Source organism: Brevundimonas sp. SGAir0440 (genome assembly GCF_005484585.1).
In the GTDB taxonomy this organism is placed as follows: Bacteria; Pseudomonadota; Alphaproteobacteria; order Caulobacterales; family Caulobacteraceae; genus Brevundimonas.
Genome location: NZ_CP039435.1, coordinates 708,360 through 727,361 on the forward strand (window position 1 = coordinate 708,360; position 19,002 = coordinate 727,361).

Here is a 19,002-nt window from a genome sequence, read left to right on the forward strand (position 1 = left end):
GCCGCGTTGCGCCGGACGGGCCGGCGTCCGATATGCGGAGCTGGAAATCGGAGCCGGAGATCGACCATGGACCTGAAACTGAACGGCAAGCGCGCCCTGATCTGCGGCGGCTCATCCGGCCTGGGTCGCGCCGTGGCGACGGCCCTGGTCGCCGAAGGGGCGCATGTGGCCCTGCTGTCGCGCGATGCGGAAAAGCTTCAGGCCGTGGCGGATGCGCTGAACGCGGCCGGGCCGGGCAAGGCGGTCGTGGCGGCGGCGGATCTGGCGGATCATGAGGCGCTGCTGAAGGCGGTGGATCGGGCCGAGGATTTGCTGGGCGGGTCGATCGAAATCCTGCTGAACAACACCGGGGGGCCGCCGCCGTCGGGCGTGTCGGGGCTGGAGCCGGCGGTTTGGCGCGATCATTTCGAGTCGATGGTGCTGTCGATCTTCCGCCTGACGGACCGGGTGCTGCCGGCCATGCGGGCCGCAGGCTGGGGGCGGATCCTGAACGTCGCCTCGATCACGGTGGTCGAGCCGTCGGCGGCGCTGGGCGTGTCCAACACCCTGCGGGCCTCGGTCGCGGCCTGGGCCAAGACCCTGGCCAATGAGGTCGGACCGGACGGGGTGACGGTCAACACCCTGCTGCCGGGGCGGATCGATACGCCGCGGATCGAAAGGCTGGACCAGGCGACCGCCGAGCGCACCGGCACGACGCCGCAAGAGGCGCGGGCCGAATCCGTCAAATCCATCCCCGTCGGCCGCATCGGCACGACCGAGGAGTTCGGCGCCACCGCCGCCTTCCTGGCCAGTCCGCTGGCGGCCTATGTCACCGGCTCGCTGATCCGACTGGACGGCGGGGCGATCAAGGCGATCTGATCAGCCGGGCGTCCGACGGCGCAGCACGCCGCCGAAGGCCACGCGGCTGCGGCCGTAATCCAGGGTGATGCGGCTGAACCGGCTCAGGATATCGGCGCCCAGCAGCAGGGCCGGCTTGTCGATCAGGTCCATGATCTGAAACACATGCAGGTCTGCGAACAGCAGCGGGGTCGGTCCCAGCGATCGTCCCGCGATTTGCAGCGCGGGCGTCGTGCCGGTGCGGGCCGTCACCGCCCCGCCGACGATGCCGACCATCCGCACGGGCTCGGACGGGGCGGCGGCCGGCCCCATGTCGATCGCCTGCATCAGGGCCAGATTGCCGATCGAATATTGCGCGCCGCTGTCGATGAAGGCGGCGACCTCCACGCCGGCGACCTCGATCCGGGTCAGGATCAACTGACCAAATCGGCCGCGACGACCGGCGACCAGCACGTCCTGTTGCTGGGGCCGGGATGAGTCGGGGCTGGTCGTCAGCGCGATGCTGGTCGCGCCTGACGGCGACAGGGCGACCTGGCGGGCGTTGACGTCCAGCGTCAGGCGATAGCGCGAAAGCAGGTCAAGACCCAGCAGGCCGTTGGCGCCCAGGGCGTCGCGCGGGAAGACTGGCAGGGTCAGGTCGGTGAAGCGCCGCCGCCCGATCTCGATCTGCGCCAGTTCGACGGTCGGCGTGACCTCGGCCGCCGTAATCCCGTGCACCACGACGGGGCGGCCGGGCGGCAAGGCCAAGGCCTGGGCTAGTTCGGCCGAAACCGCGCTTCGCTCGGCACCGGTGTCGATGACGAAGACCTGCTGGACGCCCTCGTTCAGACGCACGCCGACGCCCATCCGCGTCAGCAGATTTTGCAAGAGCCGCACCTGATCGGGCGGGTCCGCCGGGATGGCGGTCTGGGCGGACACAAACGGAACAGCCGCCAGCAGGCCCAGCGTCTTGCGCCGCGACGTTTTCACACTCGATCCTTCGCCAAACCCTGGCCGCACCCGCCTGTCCTCCTCGGGCCTTCGCCAGGGCAGGGCAGGCTACGCGCTTTTGGCGAAGAGCCGGAGACATATTCTTGTCCGTCGTGTCTCAGCCCGGCTGCGCCACCGCTCTCGTCGCTAGGCGACTGCGAAGATTTCTACCGCATTAAGCGCGGGGATGAGCGGCCGCATAGGCGTTCAAAAGGCGATCCGCATCGACGCCGGTGTATTTCTGGGTCGTCGACAGGCTGGCGTGGCCTAGCAGTTCCTGGATGGAACGCAGGTCGGCGCCGGCGCCCAGCAGATGGGTCGCGAAACTGTGGCGCAGGGCGTGGGGCGTCGTACGCTCGGGCAGGCCCAAGCGGCCGCGCAACTTCTGCACCGAGGCCTGGACGTGACGGGGGCTCAAGGGGCCGCCGCGTCGCGCGCGGAACAGAGCGTCGGCGGGCTGGAGCGGGAAGGGCAGCAGGGCCAGATAGGCGTCCACCGCCTCGCGCACGGCGGGCAGGATCGGCGCGATCCGGGTCTTGGACCCCTTGCCCACGATACGCAGAGTCTCGCCCAGCGGCGCATCGGCGCGGGTCAGGGACATGGCCTCTGATATCCGCAGGCCGCAGCCGTACAACAGGGTCAGCACGGCCCGGTCGCGCGCGGCCTCCCACGGTTCGGCGTCGGGATCGGCGTCCGGTTCGGCCAGCAGGCCGCGCGCCTGATCCTCGGTTACGGGCCGGGGCAGGGACGGCTTGACCTTGGGACCGCGGACCAGGGCCAGCTGCGAGGCGGGGGTGTCCAGCCGCCGGTCGAGGAAGGCGTGGAAGCCGCGAATGGCCGACAGGCTCTGGCTCAGCGACCGGGCCGCCAGCGGGTGATCGCCTGAGCGCCGCTCGGCCATGTGGGCGCGGACCTCGGCGGCGGCGATCGTGCCCATGTCCTTGAGCGACAGCGTCGCGCCGCGATGGCGTTCGAGGAAGGCGACATACAGTCGGCCGATGTGGCCATAGGCCTCCAGCGTGCGCGGCGACAGCCGACGTTCGTGCGCCAGGTGATCGAGCCAGGCGCGCAGGGCGTCGGAGGCGGTCAGTTGAGAGCTTTTCAGTTCAGGACGGGCCATCGCTCGGCCATCCGCTCCGTCACCCGCGCCAGGAAGGCGGCCAGTTCGCAGCCCATGTTGGGGGTGAAGCCCTCGGGCTCGGGCGAGCCGAAGGCGCAGATGCAGGGGCGCGGCGGGCCGCCCGGCGTCAGGTGCGGGGCCATGCGGACCAGGGCGATGGACCTCACCTGATCCTCGGCCGCGCCGAAAAAATTCAGTCCCGAGATCATCGGGCCAAGCCAGGTCAGGCCGTGCTCGCCCAACAGGTTGTCGACATCGCCCTCTTCCAGGGCGCGCCAGCCGAAGGGCACGCCGCCGGGCTTTTCCAGGGCGATGGCGGCGCCGGCCAGCCCAAACCGCCCCTGCGCCGACGCATCCAATCGCCGGGCCAGGTCGGAATGGTTCTTGGCCTCCATCAGGTCCAACGTCGCAACGTGCGTCTGGGTCTGGGCGGCGAAGTTGGCGCGCGCGACCAATTCGATCTCGCGCCGGGCGCCGGTCTCGCGCTCGACCACGGCCTCCAGCCGCGTCAGGGCGGCGGCGCCGAACTCGACGACGTTGCGGCCATGCGGCCGCAGACCGATCTCTTCCAGCAGTGACCGGTCGTCCAGCAGGGTCTGAGGATGGGTCTGCAGCCAGCCGCGCACGTCGGGCCAATGCAAGCCGTCGCCGATATGGGGCGTTGCGTCCGATTCCGACGTTTCGAAAAGGTCCAATGAGCCGCTCAAACAGACCTCTCCGTGAACCGCGATGCTACAGAATAGACTGACCCGTCTTGGCCCAGTCCGACACGAAGGCATCAAGACCCTTGTCGGTTAACGGGTGGTTCACCAAGGCCTTGAATGTGTCGGCGCCGAAGGTGGCGGCGTCCGATCCGGCGACGGCGGCGGCGGCGACATGGCCCACATTGCGCAGGGACGCGGCCAGGATCTGGGTCTCGAAACCATGCACGTCATACAGGACGCGGATTTCTTCCAGCAGGCCGATGCCGTCGGCGCCATTGTCTTCCAGACGTCCGACGAACGGCGAGACGAAGGTGGCGCCGGCCTTGGCGGCCAGCAGGGCCTGAGCGGCCGAGAAGCACAGGGTGACGTTGGTCTTGATACCCTTGTCGGTGAAGACGCGGCAGGCGCGCAGGCCGTCCCAGGTCAGGGGCAGTTTGACCACCACGTTCGGGGCGATGGCGGCCAGCTTGTCGCCTTCCTTGACCATGGTCTCGAAATCGAGCGAGACGGCCTCGGCGGAAATCGGCCCCTCGACCAGGGCGCAGATTTCGGCGATGACCTCGGCGATGTTCCGACCCGACTTGGCGATCAGCGACGGATTGGTGGTGACGCCGTCCACCATTCCGGTGGGGACCATGTCCTTGATGACGGCGACGTCGGCGGTATCGAGAAAGAGTTTCATGGGCGGCTTCATAGCCGAGGGCGCAGTTCGGTGAAAGTCGCCTCGGTCCTCATTCCCCTGCCGGTGCCGGAGGCCTTCGACTACGAGGTTCCCGAGGCGCTGAGCCTGGCCCACGGAGATTTAACGCGGGGCGATCAGGTCGCCGTGCCGCTGGGGCCGCGCCTGATCCGGGGCGTTGTGTCCGAGGTGTTCGAGACGACGGGATCGAACCGGCGGCTGAAGGCGATCGACAGCCGCCTGGACGATCCGACCCTGCCGGCGGGCGTGATGGATTTTGTTGAATGGGCCGGGCGCTGGACCTTGTCGGCGCCGGGCGAGATGGCGGCGACGGCGTTGAAGGGCTTGCGCGCGCCCCGGCCCCGGCCGGAGCGCCGGGTGCGTCGGGTGGGCGAGCGGTCGCCCTCGCGCGCCACCCCGGCGCGGACCGGCGTGCTGGAGGCCCTGGGCGATCGCGCCATGCCGCCGGCCGACCTCGCGCGGGCGGCGGGCGTGTCGTCGGGCGTGGTCAAGGGCCTGATCGACGAGGGCGTGCTGGAGATCATCGAGATCCCGGCCGAGGCGGCGTTCGACCGGCCCGATCCCGACCACGCCCCCGCCGCGCTGAACGGCGACCAGGCGGCGTCGGCGACGGCGATGGCGGAGGGCGTGGCGGGCGGCGGCTTTCGCCCCTTCCTGCTGGATGGGGTCACGGGGTCGGGCAAGACCGAGGCCTATCTGGAGGCCATCGCGCGGGTGTTGCGGGCCGATCCAGCCGCGCAAATCCTCATCCTGCTGCCCGAAATCGCCCTGACCCAGGCCCTGATCGAGCGGATCACGGCGCGGTTCGACGCCGCCCCGGCCGAATGGCATTCCGGCGTCGCCCCGCCGCGCCGCCGCCAGGTGTGGGAGGCGGTCGTCGCCGGGCGCTGCAACATCGTGGTCGGGGCGCGCTCAGCCCTGTTCCTGCCGTTCGTGAACCTGTGCCTGATCGTCGTTGACGAGGAGCACGACGGCTCGTTCAAACAGGAAGAGGGCCTGGTCTATCACGGCCGCGACCTGGCCGTGGCGCGGGCGCGGATCGAGGGCGCGGCGGTGGTCCTGGCCTCGGCGACGCCGTCGCTGGAGACGCTGTGGAATGCGCAGAGCGGGCGCTACGACTGGCTGAGGCTGGGCGCGCGGCACGGGACGGCGGTCCTGCCGGACATCGCTCTGCTGGATTTGCGGCAGAACACGCCCGACCCGCAGACCTGGCTGTCGCAGCCGCTGCGCCTGGCCATCGGCGAGACGTTGGCGCGGGGGGAGCAGACCCTGCTGTTCCTGAACCGGCGCGGCTATGCGCCCGTGGTCCTGTGCCGCGCCTGCGGCCATCGGCTGACGGCGCCGGACACCGACAGCTGGCTGGTCGAGCATCGCTATACCGGGCGGCTGGTCTGTCACCTGACCGGCTTCTCCATGGCGCGTCCCAAACTGTGTCCCTCGTGCGGGGCCGAGGACTCGCTGGTCTCGGTCGGGCCAGGGGTCGAGCGGGTCGAGGAAGAGGTGCGCCAACTGTTCCCCGAGGCGCGCACCGCGGTGTTCAGCTCCGACACCGCGCCGGACGCCCGATCGGCCCGCGTCCTGATCCAGAAGATGACGGACGGCGAGATCGACATTCTGGTGGCGACGCAGGCCGCGGCCAAGGGCCACAACTTCCCGCGCCTGACCCTGGTGGGCGTGGTGGATGCGGATCTGGGCCTGCGCGGCGGCGACCTGCGCGCGGCCGAGCGGACCTATCAGCTTTTGGCCCAGGCGACGGGCCGGGCGGGTCGGGCGGATCGGCCGGGACGGGCGCTGCTTCAGACCTGGACGCCCGAGCACCCGGTGCTGACAGCCCTGGCGGCCGGCGATCGCGACGCGTTCGTCGAGGCGGAAATGGCCGAACGCGAGGCCGCGTCCCTGCCACCCTATGGCCGGCTGGCGGCGATCATCCTGTCCAGCGAGAATGCGGCCGCCGTAGAGAAGACCGCGAACGATCTGGCCCAGGCCATCCCCAACGCCGAACGGCTGGAGGTCTATGGCCCCGCCGATGCGCCGCTGGCCCTGGTGCGGGGGAGGCGGCGCAAGCGGCTGCTGGTGCGGGCCGACCGTGACGTGAACCTCCAGGCCTTCCTGCGGGCCTGGCTTCAGCGGGTGAAGGTGCCGCGGTCGGTCCGCCTGACGGTGGACGTGGACCCTTACTCGTTCCTTTAGAGGCGGAAGTCAGACCGCCATGACGGTGCCAAGCAGCAGGCGGGCTCCGGGGCGGCCCAGGGTGGCGTTGGTCGCCGCCTGAAGCTGGGCCGACAACTGGTCGATGTCGGGCACGACGCCGGGACGCAGGCCGTTGGCGAAACGCTGGGCGGCGGTGTTGTAGGCGGCGCGAAGACGCGGCGCGGACTGCTGGGCGCGTGTGCGCAGGGCCGCATCGGGCACATCGACCCCGGTTTCGATGGTCAACACGCCCCGACGGCCGTTCGCCTGAAGGATCGAGGCGGTGACGACCGGCAGGGCGAAATAGGTGCTGGCCGACGCCGCCGCGCCGCCGCTCGAAGCGAGGGCGGAGGTCGAGGCGGCGGCCGTCGAGACGACGGCGAGACCGAGAAGAGCGCGGCGTTCCATGCCGCAGCCCTAGCCGAAATCCCTTAATCCGCCGTTGCCTGATCCAGGGCGCCTGCGGGCATGGGCTTCAGATCAAGCACGGCGAACAGACGGGCGTCCTCGTCCTGTTCGGGATTGGGGGTGGTCAGCAGCTTGCCGCCGACGAAGATGGAGTTGGCCCCGGCGAGGAAGCACAGGGCCTGCATCTCGACGCTCATGGTCTCGCGTCCCGCCGACAAGCGCACCATCGCCTTGGGACAGACCAGACGGGCGACCGCGACGGTGCGGACGAACTCGATCGGATCGATCTCGCCAGTCTTCAGGACGCGCTCCCCCAGCGGGGTGCCGGTGACGGGGACCAGGGCGTTGACCGGCAGGCTGTCGGGATGGACGGGCAGGGTCGCCAGGGCGTGCAGCAGGCCGGCGCGATCACGCCGCCCCTCGCCCATGCCGACGATGCCGCCGCAGCAGGTGCTCATGCCCGCGTCGCGGACATGCTCAAGCGTGTCCAGCCGGTCCTGATAGCTGCGGGTGGTGACGACCTCGGCATAGTAGTCGGGGCCGGTGTCGAGGTTGTGGTTGTAGTAGTCGAGACCGGCGTCCTTGAGTTGACGCGCCTGATCGGCGGTCAGCATGCCCAGGGTGGCGCAGGTCTCGAGCCCCAGCGCCTTCACGCCCGAGATCATCGCCGCCAGCTTGGGCGTGTCGCGATCCTTCAGCTCCCGCCAGGCCGCGCCCATGCAGAACCGGCTGGCGCCGCCCGCCTTGGCGGCCATGGCCTCGGCGATGACGGCCGACGGCTCCATCAGCTTCTCAGCCTTCAGGCCGGTCTTGAAGCTGGCCGATTGCGAACAGTAGCCGCAGTTCTCGGCGCAGCCGCCGGTCTTGATCGACAGCAGTTGCGACTTCTGGACCTGGCTGGGGTCGAACCAGCGGCGGTGGACCGAGGCGGCGTCGAACACCAGCTCCATGAAGGGTCGCGCGAACAGGGCCTCGACCTCCTCAAGCGTCCAGTCGTGGCGCGGTTGGGCCGCATCGAGATCGTCGGGGAGACAGGCGGTAAGGGTGCGGGAAAGGTCGTCAGCCATGCGCCACGACTAGCATCCGTATTCCCTGAAGCAAGCAGGGTCGTACGCAAAAACGCAATTTTGCAAATACGAGCTTTCACAAAATTGGTCGCGGTGGCGTCGCATCACATAAGGATATCTTTATGGGTTTCTTGCTCATAAAGGCCTAGCGGGCTATGAGGCCCCCAAACCTTCCTGAGGCTCGGAGCCCAAGCCATGACCGACTACATCGTTCGCGACATCACCCTGGCCGATTGGGGCAACAAGGAAATTGAGATCGCGGAAACCGAAATGCCGGGCCTCATGTCCCTGCGTGACGAGTTCGGCGCCAGCCAGCCGCTGAAGGGTGCCCGCATCGCCGGCAGCCTGCACATGACCATCCAGACGGCGGTCCTGATCCAGACGCTGGAAGCCCTGGGCGCCGAAGTGCGCTGGGCCTCGTGCAACATCTTCTCGACCCAGGACCATGCCGCCGCCGCCATCGCCGCCAACGGCACGCCGGTCTTCGCCACCAAGGGCGAGACGCTGGAAGAGTACTGGGACTACGCCCACAAGATCTTCGAATGGGCCGACGGCGGCTATCCGAACCTGATCCTGGACGACGGCGGCGACGCGACCCTGCTGTGCGTGCTGGGTCCGAAGGCCGAGAAGGACATCTCGGTCCTGGCGAACCCGCAGAACGAAGAGGAAGAGGCTCTCTTCAAGGTCATGAAGCGCTATCTGGCTGAGAAGCCCGGCTTCTATTCGGCCATCCGCGACGCCATTGGCGGCGTGTCGGAAGAGACGACGACGGGCGTGCACCGCCTGTATCAGATGGCCGAAAAGGGCGAGCTGCCCTTCCCCGCCATCAACGTCAACGACAGCGTCACCAAGTCCAAGTTCGACAACCTGTACGGCTGCCGGGAATCGCTGGTCGACGCGATCCGTCGCGGCACCGACGTCATGCTGTCGGGCAAGGTCGCGGTGGTCTGCGGCTACGGCGACGTGGGCAAGGGCTCGGCCGCTTCGCTGCGCCAGGGCGGCGCCCGCGTGATCGTGACCGAGATCGACCCGATCTGCGCCCTACAGGCCGCGATGGAAGGCTATGAGGTCCAGACGCTGGACGACACCGCCGGCCGCGCCGACATCTATGTGACCACGACCGGCAACAAGGACGTCATCACCGTCGATCACATGCGGCAGATGAAGAACAACGCCATCGTCTGCAACATCGGCCACTTCGACTCCGAGATTCAGGTCGCCGGCCTGAAGAACTTCAAGTGGGACGAGATCAAGCCGCAGGTCCACCACGTCGAGTTCCCGGACGGCAAGAAGATCATCCTGCTGTCGGAAGGCCGCCTGGTGAACCTGGGCAACGCCACGGGCCACCCGTCCTTCGTGATGTCGGCTTCGTTCACCAACCAGACGCTGGCCCAGATCGAACTGTGGACCAACGCCGACAAGTACGAGAACAAGGTCTACACCCTGCCCAAGCACCTGGACGAGAAGGTCGCCATGCTGCACCTGGCCAAGCTGGGCGCCAAGCTGACCGTCCTGACCAAGGACCAGGCCGACTACATCAACGTGCCCGTCGAAGGCCCGTTCAAGGCGGATCACTACCGTTACTAAGCTCTCCCCGAGGCTGGAACCGCGAGGTTCCCAGTGACGAGGGCGTCTCCGGACGCCCTCGTCGACGTCCTTGTGGTCGGGGCCGGCGCGGCCGGGATGATGGCCGCGATCGAGGCCGGGCGACGCGGGCGGCGGGTCAGGGTCGTGGACCATGCCGACCGGCCCGGCGAGAAGATCCGCATCTCGGGCGGCGGACGCTGCAACTTCACCAATCTGGGCTGTGGACCGGCGAACTTCCTGGGCGAGAACCCCCGGTTCGCGACCTCGGCCCTGCGCCGCTACACCCAGCACGACTTCGTCAAGCGCATCGATAGGGCCGGCATCGCCTGGCACGAGAAGACGCTGGGTCAGCTGTTCTGCGACGACAGCGCCAAGCAGATCGTCCGTATGCTGACCGACGACATGGCGGCGGCGGGCGTGACCCTGAGCCTGAAGACCGGCGTGACGCGGATCGAACGATCCGGCGAGGGCTTCACGGCAATCCTGTCGGACGGATCACAGGTTACGGCGGCGTCGCTGGTCGTGGCGACGGGCGGCAAGTCGATCCCCAAGATGGGGGCGACCGGCTGGGCCTATGAGGTGGCGCGCCAGTTCGACATTCGCGTCACCGAGACCCGGCCGGCGCTGGTCCCCCTGACGTTCGAGGCGGGACTGCTGGAGACGCTGACGCCGCTGGCGGGGGTGGCGGTCGACGCCTCGGTCGCCTCGGCGCCCGATAGCGCCAAGGCGCGCAAGGCCAGCTTCAACGAGGCCATGCTGTTCACCCACCGCGGCCTGTCGGGTCCGGCCATTCTTCAGATCAGCTCCTACTGGCGCGAGGGCGAGGCGGTGGTGGCCTCGATGGCGCCCGGCCGCGACGTGTTCGAGGAACTGAAGGCGGCCAAGGCGTCGAACGGCAAACAGGCCGTGCATACGGCGCTGGGCCATATCGTGCCGCGTCGTCTGGCCGAGAGCCTGTGCCAGCGCGAAGGGGCGTCGGGCAATCTGGCGGACCTGTCGGACAAGGTGCTGCGGCGGCTGGACCAGGCGGTCAACGCCTGGGCGGTCAAGCCGGTGGGCTCCGAAGGTTACAGGACCGCCGAGGTGACGCTGGGCGGGGTCGATACGGCCGCGCTGGACCAGCAGACGATGCAGGCCAAGGCGGTCACGGGTCTGTATTTCATCGGCGAGGCGGTCGATGTGACCGGCTGGCTGGGCGGCTATAACTTCCAGTGGGCCTGGTCGTCGGGCTGGGCCGCCGGGCAGGTCTGCTAGAATTTTTAAGGTGCAATCTGTGCACTTCAGCCGGCGGGTCCGCTGACAAAAACACCGTCTAATTCGTCTAATCTGTCTAATTCGGCGCAGGTTCTGGCGGCGCGCGAAGATGTCAAAGACCGGGGCGCCATTCTAACACGGTTTGCGACCATGACCGGCAAAGGGTCGCTGGTCGATCGTAAGGCACGGTAAAGGCGCGCAATCGTCATCGCCGATAGGATGGCAGGGGCGGCCGAAGCGCCTGCGGCCCCGCGACGCATGGCGGCGGGCGGCGACGGCGCCTAGCTTGATGAGGCGGAACGGGCCCCTCTGGCGTTCTCGCGGTCTGGCGTCCCCCTTCCTTGCGCCGGATCGTGCGACGCGATGTCGGACCGCAAGGGCGTGTCGATGCGGCGAAGCTTTCCCCTCCTGGCCTGTCGCATCGACCGCCCATTCTTTTTCGATCGGAGCCCGACATGCCTCTTCTGATGTGCCCCAACGACAACGCCGCCATGCAGACGCTGGAGCGCAACGGCGTTCAGTTCGACATGTGCCCCGACTGCCGGGGCGTCTGGCTGGATCGCGGCGAATTGGAAAAGCTGATGGCCGCCGCCGTCGAGGAGGGCCGCGCCGCTACGCCGGTCGCGCCCGCGCCGCAGGCCTATGCGCCGCCGCCGCAGCCCTATGCCCAGCCGCATGCTCACCCTCAGGCCCAACCGTGGGGCGGCGGGGCGTCGCAGCCGTATCGCGACGATCGGGGCTACCGGAGCGACAAATACCGCGACGACCGGCATCGCGACGACGACTATCGCTACAAGAAAAAGAAGCGCGACAGCATCTTCGATATCTTCGACTGAGGTCGGCTAGGCCGCCAGACCCGCCTGCTGCATCAGACCTCTCAACGCCGCGACGTTTTGCGGGGCGGCGGTCAGGGCTGTGCGGACGTCGGGCGAGCGCAGCAGCTTGATGGCCTCGGCGCGGGCGCGGTCGGCGACGGGGCCGAGCGGGCCGGCTTCCCCGGTGGCCAGTTTCAGCAGGGCCGTCAGCTTTTGAGGCGCAGCCGCCTGGGCGCGGACGATCTGGGCGATCAGATGGGCGTCGGCCTCCAGATTGGCGCCGACCGCACCGATCGCGTCCATAATCTGGGTCTGGTCGTGGTCGGCCAGATGCGCGGCCTGCACCGAGCGTTGAAGCCGGGCCAGAGTGGCCAGCTTGTGCGAGGCGGTCGGGCCGCCCGGGACGGACTGGCGAATCTCGGTTTCGAAGCGCAGCGAGCCGATACAGGCGCTGAGCCAGCGCGCGGCGGCGCGCTTGTTGGCCCCGCCGGTGACGTTCTCGCACAGACGGGTCAGCTGCTCGGCCTCGGCCAGAACCGTCGGGCAAGGATTGACGTAGGCGCCGACGAAATCGGCCGTGACCAGGCTCTTGGAGCGTTCGACGAAGGCGGTCTGGACCTCTTCCAGCGTCAGCAGACGGCCGGCCGAGGCGGTCAGGGCCATGGCCAGAAGACGCAGGATGTCGATCTCTCCGGCCGGATCATGGGGCCGAAGGCGGCGCTGGCTGGTCAGTTCCCGGGTGACGAGACGGGCCAGGGACGCGGCGAGAAGCGGAAACTCGCCCGAGGCGAGATGCAGGCCCAAGCGCGCGGCCGGTCCCTCGACCTGGGGCATCATCAGGGCGAGGCGCGGGTCCATCCGCAACAGGGCGTCCATCTCCTCCGGCGCGACCATGCGGACGATGGCCGCCAGATTGGCGCCCTGGTCCAGCGACGGGCCCAGAATCTCGGTCAGGTTCGTGCGCACGGCCAGCATTTCGGCGACGATCTGCTCGACCACCACCACGACCAGGGCGCGCGGCGGGCCGTCGGCGGGCGCGGCGTCCATCAGATCCATCAGCACGGTCAGGCGATCGCGGGCGCCGCGCCGATCCTTCAGCGCGCCGGCGACGACGCCGCCCATGCGCAGCGCCCGATCCGGCGCGCCGGTCAACCGATGCGCCAGATCGGCGATGGAGCGGTCGTCCAGCGCGGGGAACAGGCCGTCCCGTCCGGCCTTGCGCAGCCGGGCCATCGCCTGTTCGGTCAGTTTTTGATAGTGGCGCACGACGCCGTGCACCTCCTGGCCCGTGGCCTGGCTTTCGGGGACTGCGACCTTCTGGATGGCGTGCTGAAGTTCGACCCCGGCCGCCTCCAGCCGTTCGGCCACATCGGGGCGATGCAGCAGTTCGAAGGCGGTCACGCCCTCGCGTTTCAGCCAGTCCTCCAGCACCCGGCCGATCAGGGCGCGGGCATGGGGCGAATAGAGTTCGGCCGGACTGCTGCAGGCTGGCGGGACCGCCTTGTCGGCGACCTTCTTCTTTCGCTCCTCCGGCGCGCCCAGCGTCAGGATGGTCAGGGAGCTGAACTCCATCGTCTCGGGGTCCAGCGTCTCCTTGGTCACGCGCGAGGCGATGGCGAGACGGTCCCGAAGCTGTTCCTCGGCGGTCTCGATGGCGTGTTTGCGATCTTCGGTCGCGATCAGCAGCGTCCACGACGACGGCGCGCTCTTGCGGACATAGACTTCGTAATGGATCGGACCCGCCATGGGCCGATCCTGCATCCCAAGCCTTTAAGGCGAGGTTTTCAGGGTAGAGTGTTTCAGGGCGCGCTGGAGCGACGGCGCGTGCGCGTTGAAAAAAGGCGCCGTCGTAACCATCTGGCTGTCACCGAACCGCTTTCGGGTTGCAGGCGATTTTCATTCGGCCCGAAACGCTCTAGCCCTAATGTGACCGAGATCGAACGGTTACGCTTGCTGTGCGTTCTCGCTCGCGGGAACGTAAAGTTCAGGAGAAGACACCCTTGGCCAACATCACTCTGGTCGATGACGACGAGAACATCGTGGCGTCCGTTTCGCTGGCGCTGGAAAGCCATGGCCACAAGATCACCGCCTATCACGACGGGGCCTCGGGTCTGGCCGCGCTGGAATCCTCGCCGCCCGATCTGGCGATCCTGGACGTGAAGATGCCGCGCATGGACGGGATGGAGGTGCTGCGTCGCCTGCGCCAGACCTCGCAGATCCCGGTCATCATGCTGACGTCCAAGGACGAGGAGATCGACGAGATCCTGGGCTTCAACCTGGGCGCCGACGACTATATCCACAAACCCTTCAGCCAGCGTCTGCTGATCGAGCGGGTCAAGGCGCTGCTGCGCCGCACGGGCGCCGACGGCGGCGAGCCGGAAACGGCGGCCGAGGTCTCGGGCCGGGCGATCAAGCGCGGCAAGCTGTCGATGGACCCGGCGCGCCACGAGTCGACCTGGGACGGCAAGCCCGTCAAGCTGACCGTCACCGAGTTCCTGCTGCTGCAGGCCCTGGCCCAGCGTCCCGGCTTCGTGAAGAGCCGCGACAACCTGATGGACGCCGCCTACGACGACCAGGTCTATGTCGACGACCGCACCATCGACAGCCACGTGAAGCGGATGCGCAAGAAGTTCCGCGCCGTGGACAATGAGTTCGACGCGATCGAGACCCTGTATGGCGTCGGCTACCGCTACCGCGAGAGCTGAACCGGGCGGGCGCGAGCCTGACGAGGAGCCCCAGCGCCGGCCGTTGTTCCGCTTCGGCGGATCGCGGCTGGGCGGCTTCATCCTGGTGCTCAATCTGCTCAGCCTGCTGATCCTGTTCGGCGGGGCTCTGGCGATCAACGAATGGCGTCCGGGCCTGATCGAGGCGCGTCAGGAATCGCTGACGGTCCAGGCCGAGCTGCTGGCAAACGTGTTGCGCGAAGAAGGCGTGACGCGGGGCGAGCCGACGCCCGAACTGGACCCCATCCGCGCGTCGATCTGGCTGACCGACCGGTTCATCCCGGCGGGGCAGCGGGTGCGGCTGTATGATGTGAACGGCCTGTTGCTGGTCGACAGCTATCAGGTGACCGAGGCCATCGGCGGGCGACCCCTGCCCGACGCGCAGCCGGCGGGGGCGGCGACCGAGGACGCCGCCAAGGCCAATCTGCTGTCCGAGCGCCGGGTCGCCCGCGCCGACAGCGAACTGGCGGCCGAGGTGGCGGCGGCGCTGGACGGCTCGCCCCAATCGACCCTGCGTCGCAACGAATCCGGCGACCGCGTCGTCTCCGTCTCCATTCCCGTGCGCCATGTGCGTCAGGTGCTGGGCGTGCTGACCGTCGAATCCGGGGACGTGGACGAAATCCTGGGCGCTCAGAGGCAGGCCCTGTTCCCGTTCGCCCTGGTGGCGCTGGGGGTGAATCTGCTGGGATCGCTGCTGCTGCATCTGTTCGTGGCGCGGCCGATCATGCGGCTGTCGGCGGCGGCGGATCAGGTGAAGCTGCAACGCGCGCGGGCCATCTCCTTGCCGGACCTCGAGGATCGCAAGGACGAGATCGGCGATCTGGCGCGGTCGCTGGAATCCATGACCGACACCCTGTCCACGCGGATGGACGCCATCGAACGGTTCGCGGCCGATGTGTCGCATGAGATCAAGAACCCCCTGACCTCGATCCGTTCGGCCCTGGAGACCCTGCCGCTGGTCAAGACCGATGCGCACCGCGAGAAGCTGACGGCGCTGTTGAAACAGGACGTGCGTCGGCTGGACCGGCTGATCACCGACATCTCCAACGCCTCGCGGCTGGATGCGGAGCTGTCGCGCGACCGGCCGCGGCCGGTCGATCTGAACCGGCTGCTGGTCGATATCGTCGGCGTCTATGAGACGACGGCCAAGCCTGGCGACATTCCGGTCGTGCTGACGGCGCCCGAACAGGCCCTGCGGGTCATGGGGCGCGATGGGCCGTTGGGGCAGGTGTTCCGCAACCTGATCGACAACGCCCGCTCGTTCAGCCCCGCAGGCGGCGTGGTGCGGGTGACGCTGGAGGACATCGGGGACGACCGGCCGATCCGCGTGCGGGTCGAGGACCAGGGGCCGGGCATTCCGGCCGAGAATCTGGAGACGGTGTTCGAGCGGTTCTACACCTCGCGGCCCAAGGGGGCGGTGTTCGGCTCCAACTCGGGCCTTGGGCTGTCCATCGTGCGTCAGATCGTCGAGGCGCATGGCGGCCGCGTCCACGCTGAAAACAAGGCCGAAGGCGGCGCGCGGTTCGAGATCGTCTTCCCGGCGGTCGGCCGCTGGTCGTGACCTCGGGCCAGCCGGTCCACGCCACGACCGTCGCCGTGCGCCGGCGCGGGACCTGGCAGGGGGTGATGATCCTGGGATCCTCGGGCGCGGGCAAAAGCGATTTGGCGCTGCGGCTGATCGGGCGCGGCTGGCGGTTGGTCAGCGACGACTACACCCAGGTCTGGGCCTCGGACGGGGCCGTTCATGCGTCGGCGCCGGCCTCCATCGCCGGTCGGATCGAGGTGCGCGGCCTCGGAATCGTGGCCGCCAGAACACGCCCGGTCTGTCGCGTGGCGCTGGTCGTGGCCTGTGTGGCGGAAGGGGTCGAACGGCTTCCGGAGCCGCAGACACAGGCTTTCGCGGGGGTCGATCTGCCCCTGCTGGCGCTCGATCCCCGACCGGCTTCGGCCGTCGATGTGGTCGCAGCGGCGTTGGAGACGCTTTGAAACCCCGAAAGACGGGTCTATGACACGCCCCTTGCGGTCCATAGAGGGCGGCGTCCGGCCTCCCTTGCCGGGCGGGGGAATGCCTGGGACGGTTCGGGGCGGGATGCGAGTGAAGTCCTCATGATCGGTCTGGTGATCGTCACCCACGGTGGGTTGGCGTCCGAGTTTCTCTCCGCCATGGAGCATGTGGTCGGCCCGCAGCGCGGCGTCGCGGCCATCTGCATCGGCCCGGAAGACGACATGGAGCGTCGGCGTCGCGACATCGTCGATGCGGCCGCCGCCGTGGACGACGGCGAAGGGGTCATCCTGCTGACCGACATGTTCGGCGGTACGCCGTCGAACCTGGCGATTTCGGTGATGGAACAGACGCGCGCCGAGGTCATCGCCGGGCTGAACCTGCCCATGCTGATCAAGCTGGCCAGCGTGCGCGGGCGCGAGACGCTGGAATCCTGCGTGGCCCATGCGCAGGACGCCGGGCGCAAATACATCTCCGTCGCGTCCTGGGTGCTCGCAGGCGAAAAATGACCGTCACCGCGACCCTGAACATCTGCAACACGCGCGGCCTACACGCCCGCGCCTCGGCCAAGTTCGTCAAACTGGCCTCCAGCTTCGAAAGCGAGATCCACGTCACCCGCGACGGCGTGACGGTGGACGCCCGCTCGATCATGGGCCTGCTGATGCTGGGCGCCGGCATCGGCTGCAGCATCGACGTCTCCGCCGAAGGCCCGGACGCGGAAGAGGCGATGGAGGCCTTGACCGACCTGGTCGCGCGCAAGTTCGACGAGGATCAGTAGGGCGCCGTCAGCCCCGGACTTGGAACCGCTTCGATTTTTGAGAGGTCGATCGCCGCGCGGGTGATCTGAAAACGCACCTACGAGACGGCGGGGATGCGGATCTCGATACGGGATCCCAGGCGCGCGCCGGTCAAATAACGCGCCGATCCGCCGTGGGCCTCGGCGATTGCTCGGACCGCCGCCAAGCCCAGGCCGGTCCCGCCATTCTCGCCTGAACCGTGTTTGAAGGCGGTGAAAACGGATTGGGTCATGGCGTCGGGCAGGCCCGGACCGCTGTCCTCCACAGCGATGACCACGAAGCGTTTATCGGCCGTCAAGGTAACCGACACAGGGCCGGGATCAGCGTGGCGGCGCACGTTGTCGAGCAGAGCCAAGACAGCCTGCTGAATGCGGTCGCCGTCGCAAACGACCACAGTGGCCGGCGTCGTCCAGGTGATCGGATAGCCCTCCGCCTCGGCTTCCGCGCCGACCAGGGCGCGGACATCGTTCAATCGCTGACCCAGGTCCTGGGGCGTCAGGCGCAGTTGCAAACGGCCGCTATCGGCCAGACTGACGACGCGCAAATCCTCGATCAGGCGGCCCAGGGCGTCGACCGGCTTGAGCAGGGTCAGGATCATCTCGCGGTCCAGCGGCAGGACGCCGTCGGCGGCCGCTTGCAGGCGGCCTTTGACGATCGTGACGGGCGTTCGCAGTTCGTGCGCGATCGAGGCGTTCCACGTCGTCATGTCGGCGGCGAGCGTCTCAAGCCGCGCCGCCATCAGGTTGAAGTCGTCCACCAGGTCGGCGGTCTCGGAAAAAGACCGATCGCCAGCCATGGCGCGCGCCGACAGGTCGCCATCGGCGATCGCACGCGCGGCGCCGGACAATGAGGCGAGAGGCATGACAAGGCGGCGGGCCAACTGCAGCCCGGCCACGGTCGCGCCGATCAGGGCCACGACGGCTGCTGACGCCAAAGCGACATAGTCCACCGACTGCGGTCGCCAGGCCTGGGGCGAGGCCACCGCATCGGGATAGTTTTCGAAGACCCAGCCGTACAGGGCGAATGCGCCGGCGGCGCTCAGTCCAAGCACGCCCAGGATGACCAGAGCCGTGCGCACGGCGATGCGACGGCCGAGCGCGCGGGCGGCCCTCACGTCAGGACCTCGAGGCGATAACCCACGCCGCGAACGCCGACGAGGACGCCGTCGGCGCCTGCGTTTCGTAACTTGAGCCGCAGCTTGCTGAGATGGCTGTCCACCGTGCGATCAAGCACCTCATCGCCTTTCAAACAGGCGTCGGCCAACTCGGCGCGAGAAAAGACCCGCATCGGATAGCGCGCCATGTGGGCCAGCATGCGGAACTCGGTCAGGGTCAAGGGCAGGCGCTGCGGTTTGTCCAGCCCGCACCACTGGACGATGTGCGCCTCCAGATCGATCTCGAGCGGACCCAGGCGGATCACGCCGCCTTGGCCCGAGCCGCCGCTGCGGCGCAGTATGGCGTGGGCGCGCGCTACGACCTCGACCGGATTGAACGGTTTGACGACATAGTCGTCCGCGCCGATGCGCAACGCCTGAAGCTTGTCGATGTCCTGATCCAGAGCGGTGAGCATAATGACGGGCGTCTCGCCCCTACGCCTGAGTTCGCCCAGCACGCCCCAGCCATCGACGCGCGGCATGCGCACGTCCAGCAGGACCAGATCGGGCCGAAGGGCGGCGTGCAGGTCCAGCGCGATCTGACCATCCATGGCGCGGACGGTGCGAAAGCCCTCGCGCACGAGATAGGCGTCCAGCACGGCGGCGATCTCGGGTTCGTCTTCGGCGATGATGACCAGGGCGCTCATGGTGTCTCCACGACATCGCCCAGCGATGG

The 19,002-nt window shown here is 68.4% G+C and carries 19 protein-coding genes; 10 read left to right on the top strand and 9 right to left on the bottom strand.

Features of this window, described 5'->3' with window-relative positions:
- Positions 1 to 66 precede the first annotated feature (66 nt).
- Entirely contained in the window at positions 67 to 858 is a 792-nt protein-coding gene (locus E7T10_RS03445; RefSeq protein WP_137720744.1) for an SDR family oxidoreductase, read from the top strand.
- Here the strand turns inward: E7T10_RS03445 and E7T10_RS03450 are convergent, their stop codons facing one another.
- From E7T10_RS03450 to fsa, 4 genes are all read right to left on the bottom strand, one after another.
- A complete protein-coding gene (locus E7T10_RS03450; protein WP_137720745.1) occupies positions 859 to 1,806 on the bottom strand; it encodes an aspartyl protease family protein in 948 nt (315 codons plus the stop codon).
- Positions 1,807 to 1,981: 175 nt separating this feature from the next.
- Positions 1,982 to 2,926, bottom strand: a complete 945-nt coding sequence (locus E7T10_RS03455) for a tyrosine recombinase XerC (RefSeq protein ID WP_210416143.1) — start codon at positions 2,924 to 2,926, stop codon at positions 1,982 to 1,984.
- The gene (locus E7T10_RS03460) at positions 2,908 to 3,621 is read right to left on the bottom strand and encodes a DUF484 family protein (protein WP_137720746.1); all 714 of its coding nucleotides are present in this window, start codon (positions 3,619 to 3,621) and stop codon (positions 2,908 to 2,910) included. The genes E7T10_RS03455 and E7T10_RS03460 overlap by 19 nt, the downstream gene beginning before the upstream one ends.
- 37 nt (positions 3,622 to 3,658) lie before the next feature.
- The gene (gene fsa / locus E7T10_RS03465; RefSeq protein ID WP_045810707.1) at positions 3,659 to 4,312 is read right to left on the bottom strand and encodes a fructose-6-phosphate aldolase; all 654 of its coding nucleotides are present in this window, start codon (positions 4,310 to 4,312) and stop codon (positions 3,659 to 3,661) included.
- Positions 4,313 to 4,342: 30 nt separating this feature from the next.
- Here fsa and E7T10_RS03470 point away from each other — a divergent pair, with 30 nt between their 5' ends.
- A complete protein-coding gene (locus tag E7T10_RS03470; RefSeq protein WP_137720747.1) occupies positions 4,343 to 6,520 on the top strand; it encodes a primosomal protein N' in 2,178 nt (725 codons plus the stop codon).
- Positions 6,521 to 6,529: 9 nt separating this feature from the next.
- On the opposite strand, the gene E7T10_RS03475 is transcribed toward E7T10_RS03470, so the two are convergent.
- Together E7T10_RS03475 and bioB are read right to left on the bottom strand one after the other, a co-directional pair.
- A complete protein-coding gene (locus E7T10_RS03475) occupies positions 6,530 to 6,928 on the bottom strand; it encodes a Tat pathway signal protein (RefSeq protein WP_137720748.1) in 399 nt (132 codons plus the stop codon).
- Positions 6,929 to 6,951: 23 nt separating this feature from the next.
- Positions 6,952 to 7,995 carry a biotin synthase BioB gene (bioB, locus tag E7T10_RS03480; protein WP_137720749.1) on the bottom strand — a complete coding sequence of 348 codons (1,044 nt, stop codon included), beginning with the start codon at positions 7,993 to 7,995 and terminating at the stop codon, positions 6,952 to 6,954.
- 195 nt (positions 7,996 to 8,190) lie between these two features.
- Here bioB and ahcY point away from each other — a divergent pair, with 195 nt between their 5' ends.
- The 3 genes from ahcY (at position 8,191) to E7T10_RS03495 (ending at position 11,672) form a co-directional block, all read left to right on the top strand.
- Complete coding sequence (gene ahcY / locus E7T10_RS03485) at positions 8,191 to 9,582, top strand: adenosylhomocysteinase (RefSeq protein WP_017506126.1); 1,392 nt, start codon at positions 8,191 to 8,193, stop codon at positions 9,580 to 9,582.
- Between the two features lie 96 nt (positions 9,583 to 9,678).
- Positions 9,679 to 10,836, top strand: a complete 1,158-nt coding sequence (locus tag E7T10_RS03490; RefSeq protein ID WP_246846135.1) for an NAD(P)/FAD-dependent oxidoreductase — start codon at positions 9,679 to 9,681, stop codon at positions 10,834 to 10,836.
- A 455-nt stretch (positions 10,837 to 11,291) separates the two neighbouring features.
- Positions 11,292 to 11,672, top strand: coding sequence for a zf-TFIIB domain-containing protein (locus tag E7T10_RS03495; RefSeq protein ID WP_137720751.1), 381 nt, complete (start codon positions 11,292 to 11,294; stop codon positions 11,670 to 11,672).
- A 6-nt stretch (positions 11,673 to 11,678) separates the two neighbouring features.
- Here E7T10_RS03495 and E7T10_RS03500 read toward each other — a convergent pair whose 3' ends face one another.
- On the bottom strand, positions 11,679 to 13,397 hold the full coding sequence (locus tag E7T10_RS03500) for a hypothetical protein (protein ID WP_168189880.1): 1,719 nt from the start codon (positions 13,395 to 13,397) through the stop codon (positions 11,679 to 11,681).
- Positions 13,398 to 13,651: 254 nt separating this feature from the next.
- Between E7T10_RS03500 and E7T10_RS03505 the strand changes: the two genes are divergently transcribed.
- The 5 genes from E7T10_RS03505 (at position 13,652) to E7T10_RS03525 (ending at position 17,154) form a co-directional block, all read left to right on the top strand.
- The gene (locus E7T10_RS03505) at positions 13,652 to 14,356 is read left to right on the top strand and encodes a response regulator transcription factor (protein ID WP_045810684.1); all 705 of its coding nucleotides are present in this window, start codon (positions 13,652 to 13,654) and stop codon (positions 14,354 to 14,356) included.
- Positions 14,325 to 15,935, top strand: a complete 1,611-nt coding sequence (locus tag E7T10_RS03510) for an ATP-binding protein (RefSeq protein ID WP_137720753.1) — start codon at positions 14,325 to 14,327, stop codon at positions 15,933 to 15,935. Before E7T10_RS03505 ends, E7T10_RS03510 begins: the two co-directional genes overlap by 32 nt.
- Positions 15,932 to 16,360, top strand: coding sequence for an HPr kinase/phosphorylase (locus E7T10_RS03515; RefSeq protein WP_137720754.1), 429 nt, complete (start codon positions 15,932 to 15,934; stop codon positions 16,358 to 16,360). The genes E7T10_RS03510 and E7T10_RS03515 overlap by 4 nt, the downstream gene beginning before the upstream one ends.
- A 120-nt stretch (positions 16,361 to 16,480) precedes the next feature.
- The gene (locus tag E7T10_RS03520; protein ID WP_039243956.1) at positions 16,481 to 16,885 is read left to right on the top strand and encodes a PTS sugar transporter subunit IIA; all 405 of its coding nucleotides are present in this window, start codon (positions 16,481 to 16,483) and stop codon (positions 16,883 to 16,885) included.
- A complete protein-coding gene (locus tag E7T10_RS03525; protein WP_017506134.1) occupies positions 16,882 to 17,154 on the top strand; it encodes an HPr family phosphocarrier protein in 273 nt (90 codons plus the stop codon). Before E7T10_RS03520 ends, E7T10_RS03525 begins: the two co-directional genes overlap by 4 nt.
- 77 nt (positions 17,155 to 17,231) lie before the next feature.
- On the opposite strand, the gene E7T10_RS03530 is transcribed toward E7T10_RS03525, so the two are convergent.
- Both E7T10_RS03530 and E7T10_RS03535 read right to left on the bottom strand, forming a co-directional pair.
- On the bottom strand, positions 17,232 to 18,287 hold the full coding sequence (locus tag E7T10_RS03530) for an ATP-binding protein (protein ID WP_137720755.1): 1,056 nt from the start codon (positions 18,285 to 18,287) through the stop codon (positions 17,232 to 17,234).
- On the bottom strand, positions 18,284 to 18,973 hold the full coding sequence (locus tag E7T10_RS03535) for a response regulator (protein WP_137720756.1): 690 nt from the start codon (positions 18,971 to 18,973) through the stop codon (positions 18,284 to 18,286). The genes E7T10_RS03530 and E7T10_RS03535 overlap by 4 nt, the downstream gene beginning before the upstream one ends.
- Positions 18,974 to 19,002 lie beyond the last annotated feature (29 nt).

Bases quoted from the DNA above. Each gene is read 5' to 3' on its own strand.
- E7T10_RS03445 (WP_137720744.1), top strand. From the start codon at position 67: ATGGACCTGAAACTGAACGGCAAGCGCGCCCTGATCTGCGGCGGCTCA.
- E7T10_RS03455 (WP_210416143.1), bottom strand. From the start codon at position 2,926: ATGGCCCGTCCTGAACTGAAAAGCTCTCAACTGACCGCCTCCGACGCC.
- fsa (WP_045810707.1), bottom strand. From the start codon at position 4,312: ATGAAACTCTTTCTCGATACCGCCGACGTCGCCGTCATCAAGGACATG.
- E7T10_RS03475 (WP_137720748.1), bottom strand. From the start codon at position 6,928: ATGGAACGCCGCGCTCTTCTCGGTCTCGCCGTCGTCTCGACGGCCGCC.
- bioB (WP_137720749.1), bottom strand. From the start codon at position 7,995: ATGGCTGACGACCTTTCCCGCACCCTTACCGCCTGTCTCCCCGACGAT.
- ahcY (WP_017506126.1), top strand. From the start codon at position 8,191: ATGACCGACTACATCGTTCGCGACATCACCCTGGCCGATTGGGGCAAC.
- E7T10_RS03490 (WP_246846135.1), top strand. From the start codon at position 9,679: ATGATGGCCGCGATCGAGGCCGGGCGACGCGGGCGGCGGGTCAGGGTC.
- E7T10_RS03495 (WP_137720751.1), top strand. From the start codon at position 11,292: ATGCCTCTTCTGATGTGCCCCAACGACAACGCCGCCATGCAGACGCTG.
- E7T10_RS03500 (WP_168189880.1), bottom strand. From the start codon at position 13,397: ATGGCGGGTCCGATCCATTACGAAGTCTATGTCCGCAAGAGCGCGCCG.
- E7T10_RS03510 (WP_137720753.1), top strand. From the start codon at position 14,325: ATGGCGTCGGCTACCGCTACCGCGAGAGCTGAACCGGGCGGGCGCGAG.
- E7T10_RS03520 (WP_039243956.1), top strand. From the start codon at position 16,481: ATGATCGGTCTGGTGATCGTCACCCACGGTGGGTTGGCGTCCGAGTTT.
- E7T10_RS03525 (WP_017506134.1), top strand. From the start codon at position 16,882: ATGACCGTCACCGCGACCCTGAACATCTGCAACACGCGCGGCCTACAC.
- E7T10_RS03535 (WP_137720756.1), bottom strand. From the start codon at position 18,973: ATGAGCGCCCTGGTCATCATCGCCGAAGACGAACCCGAGATCGCCGCC.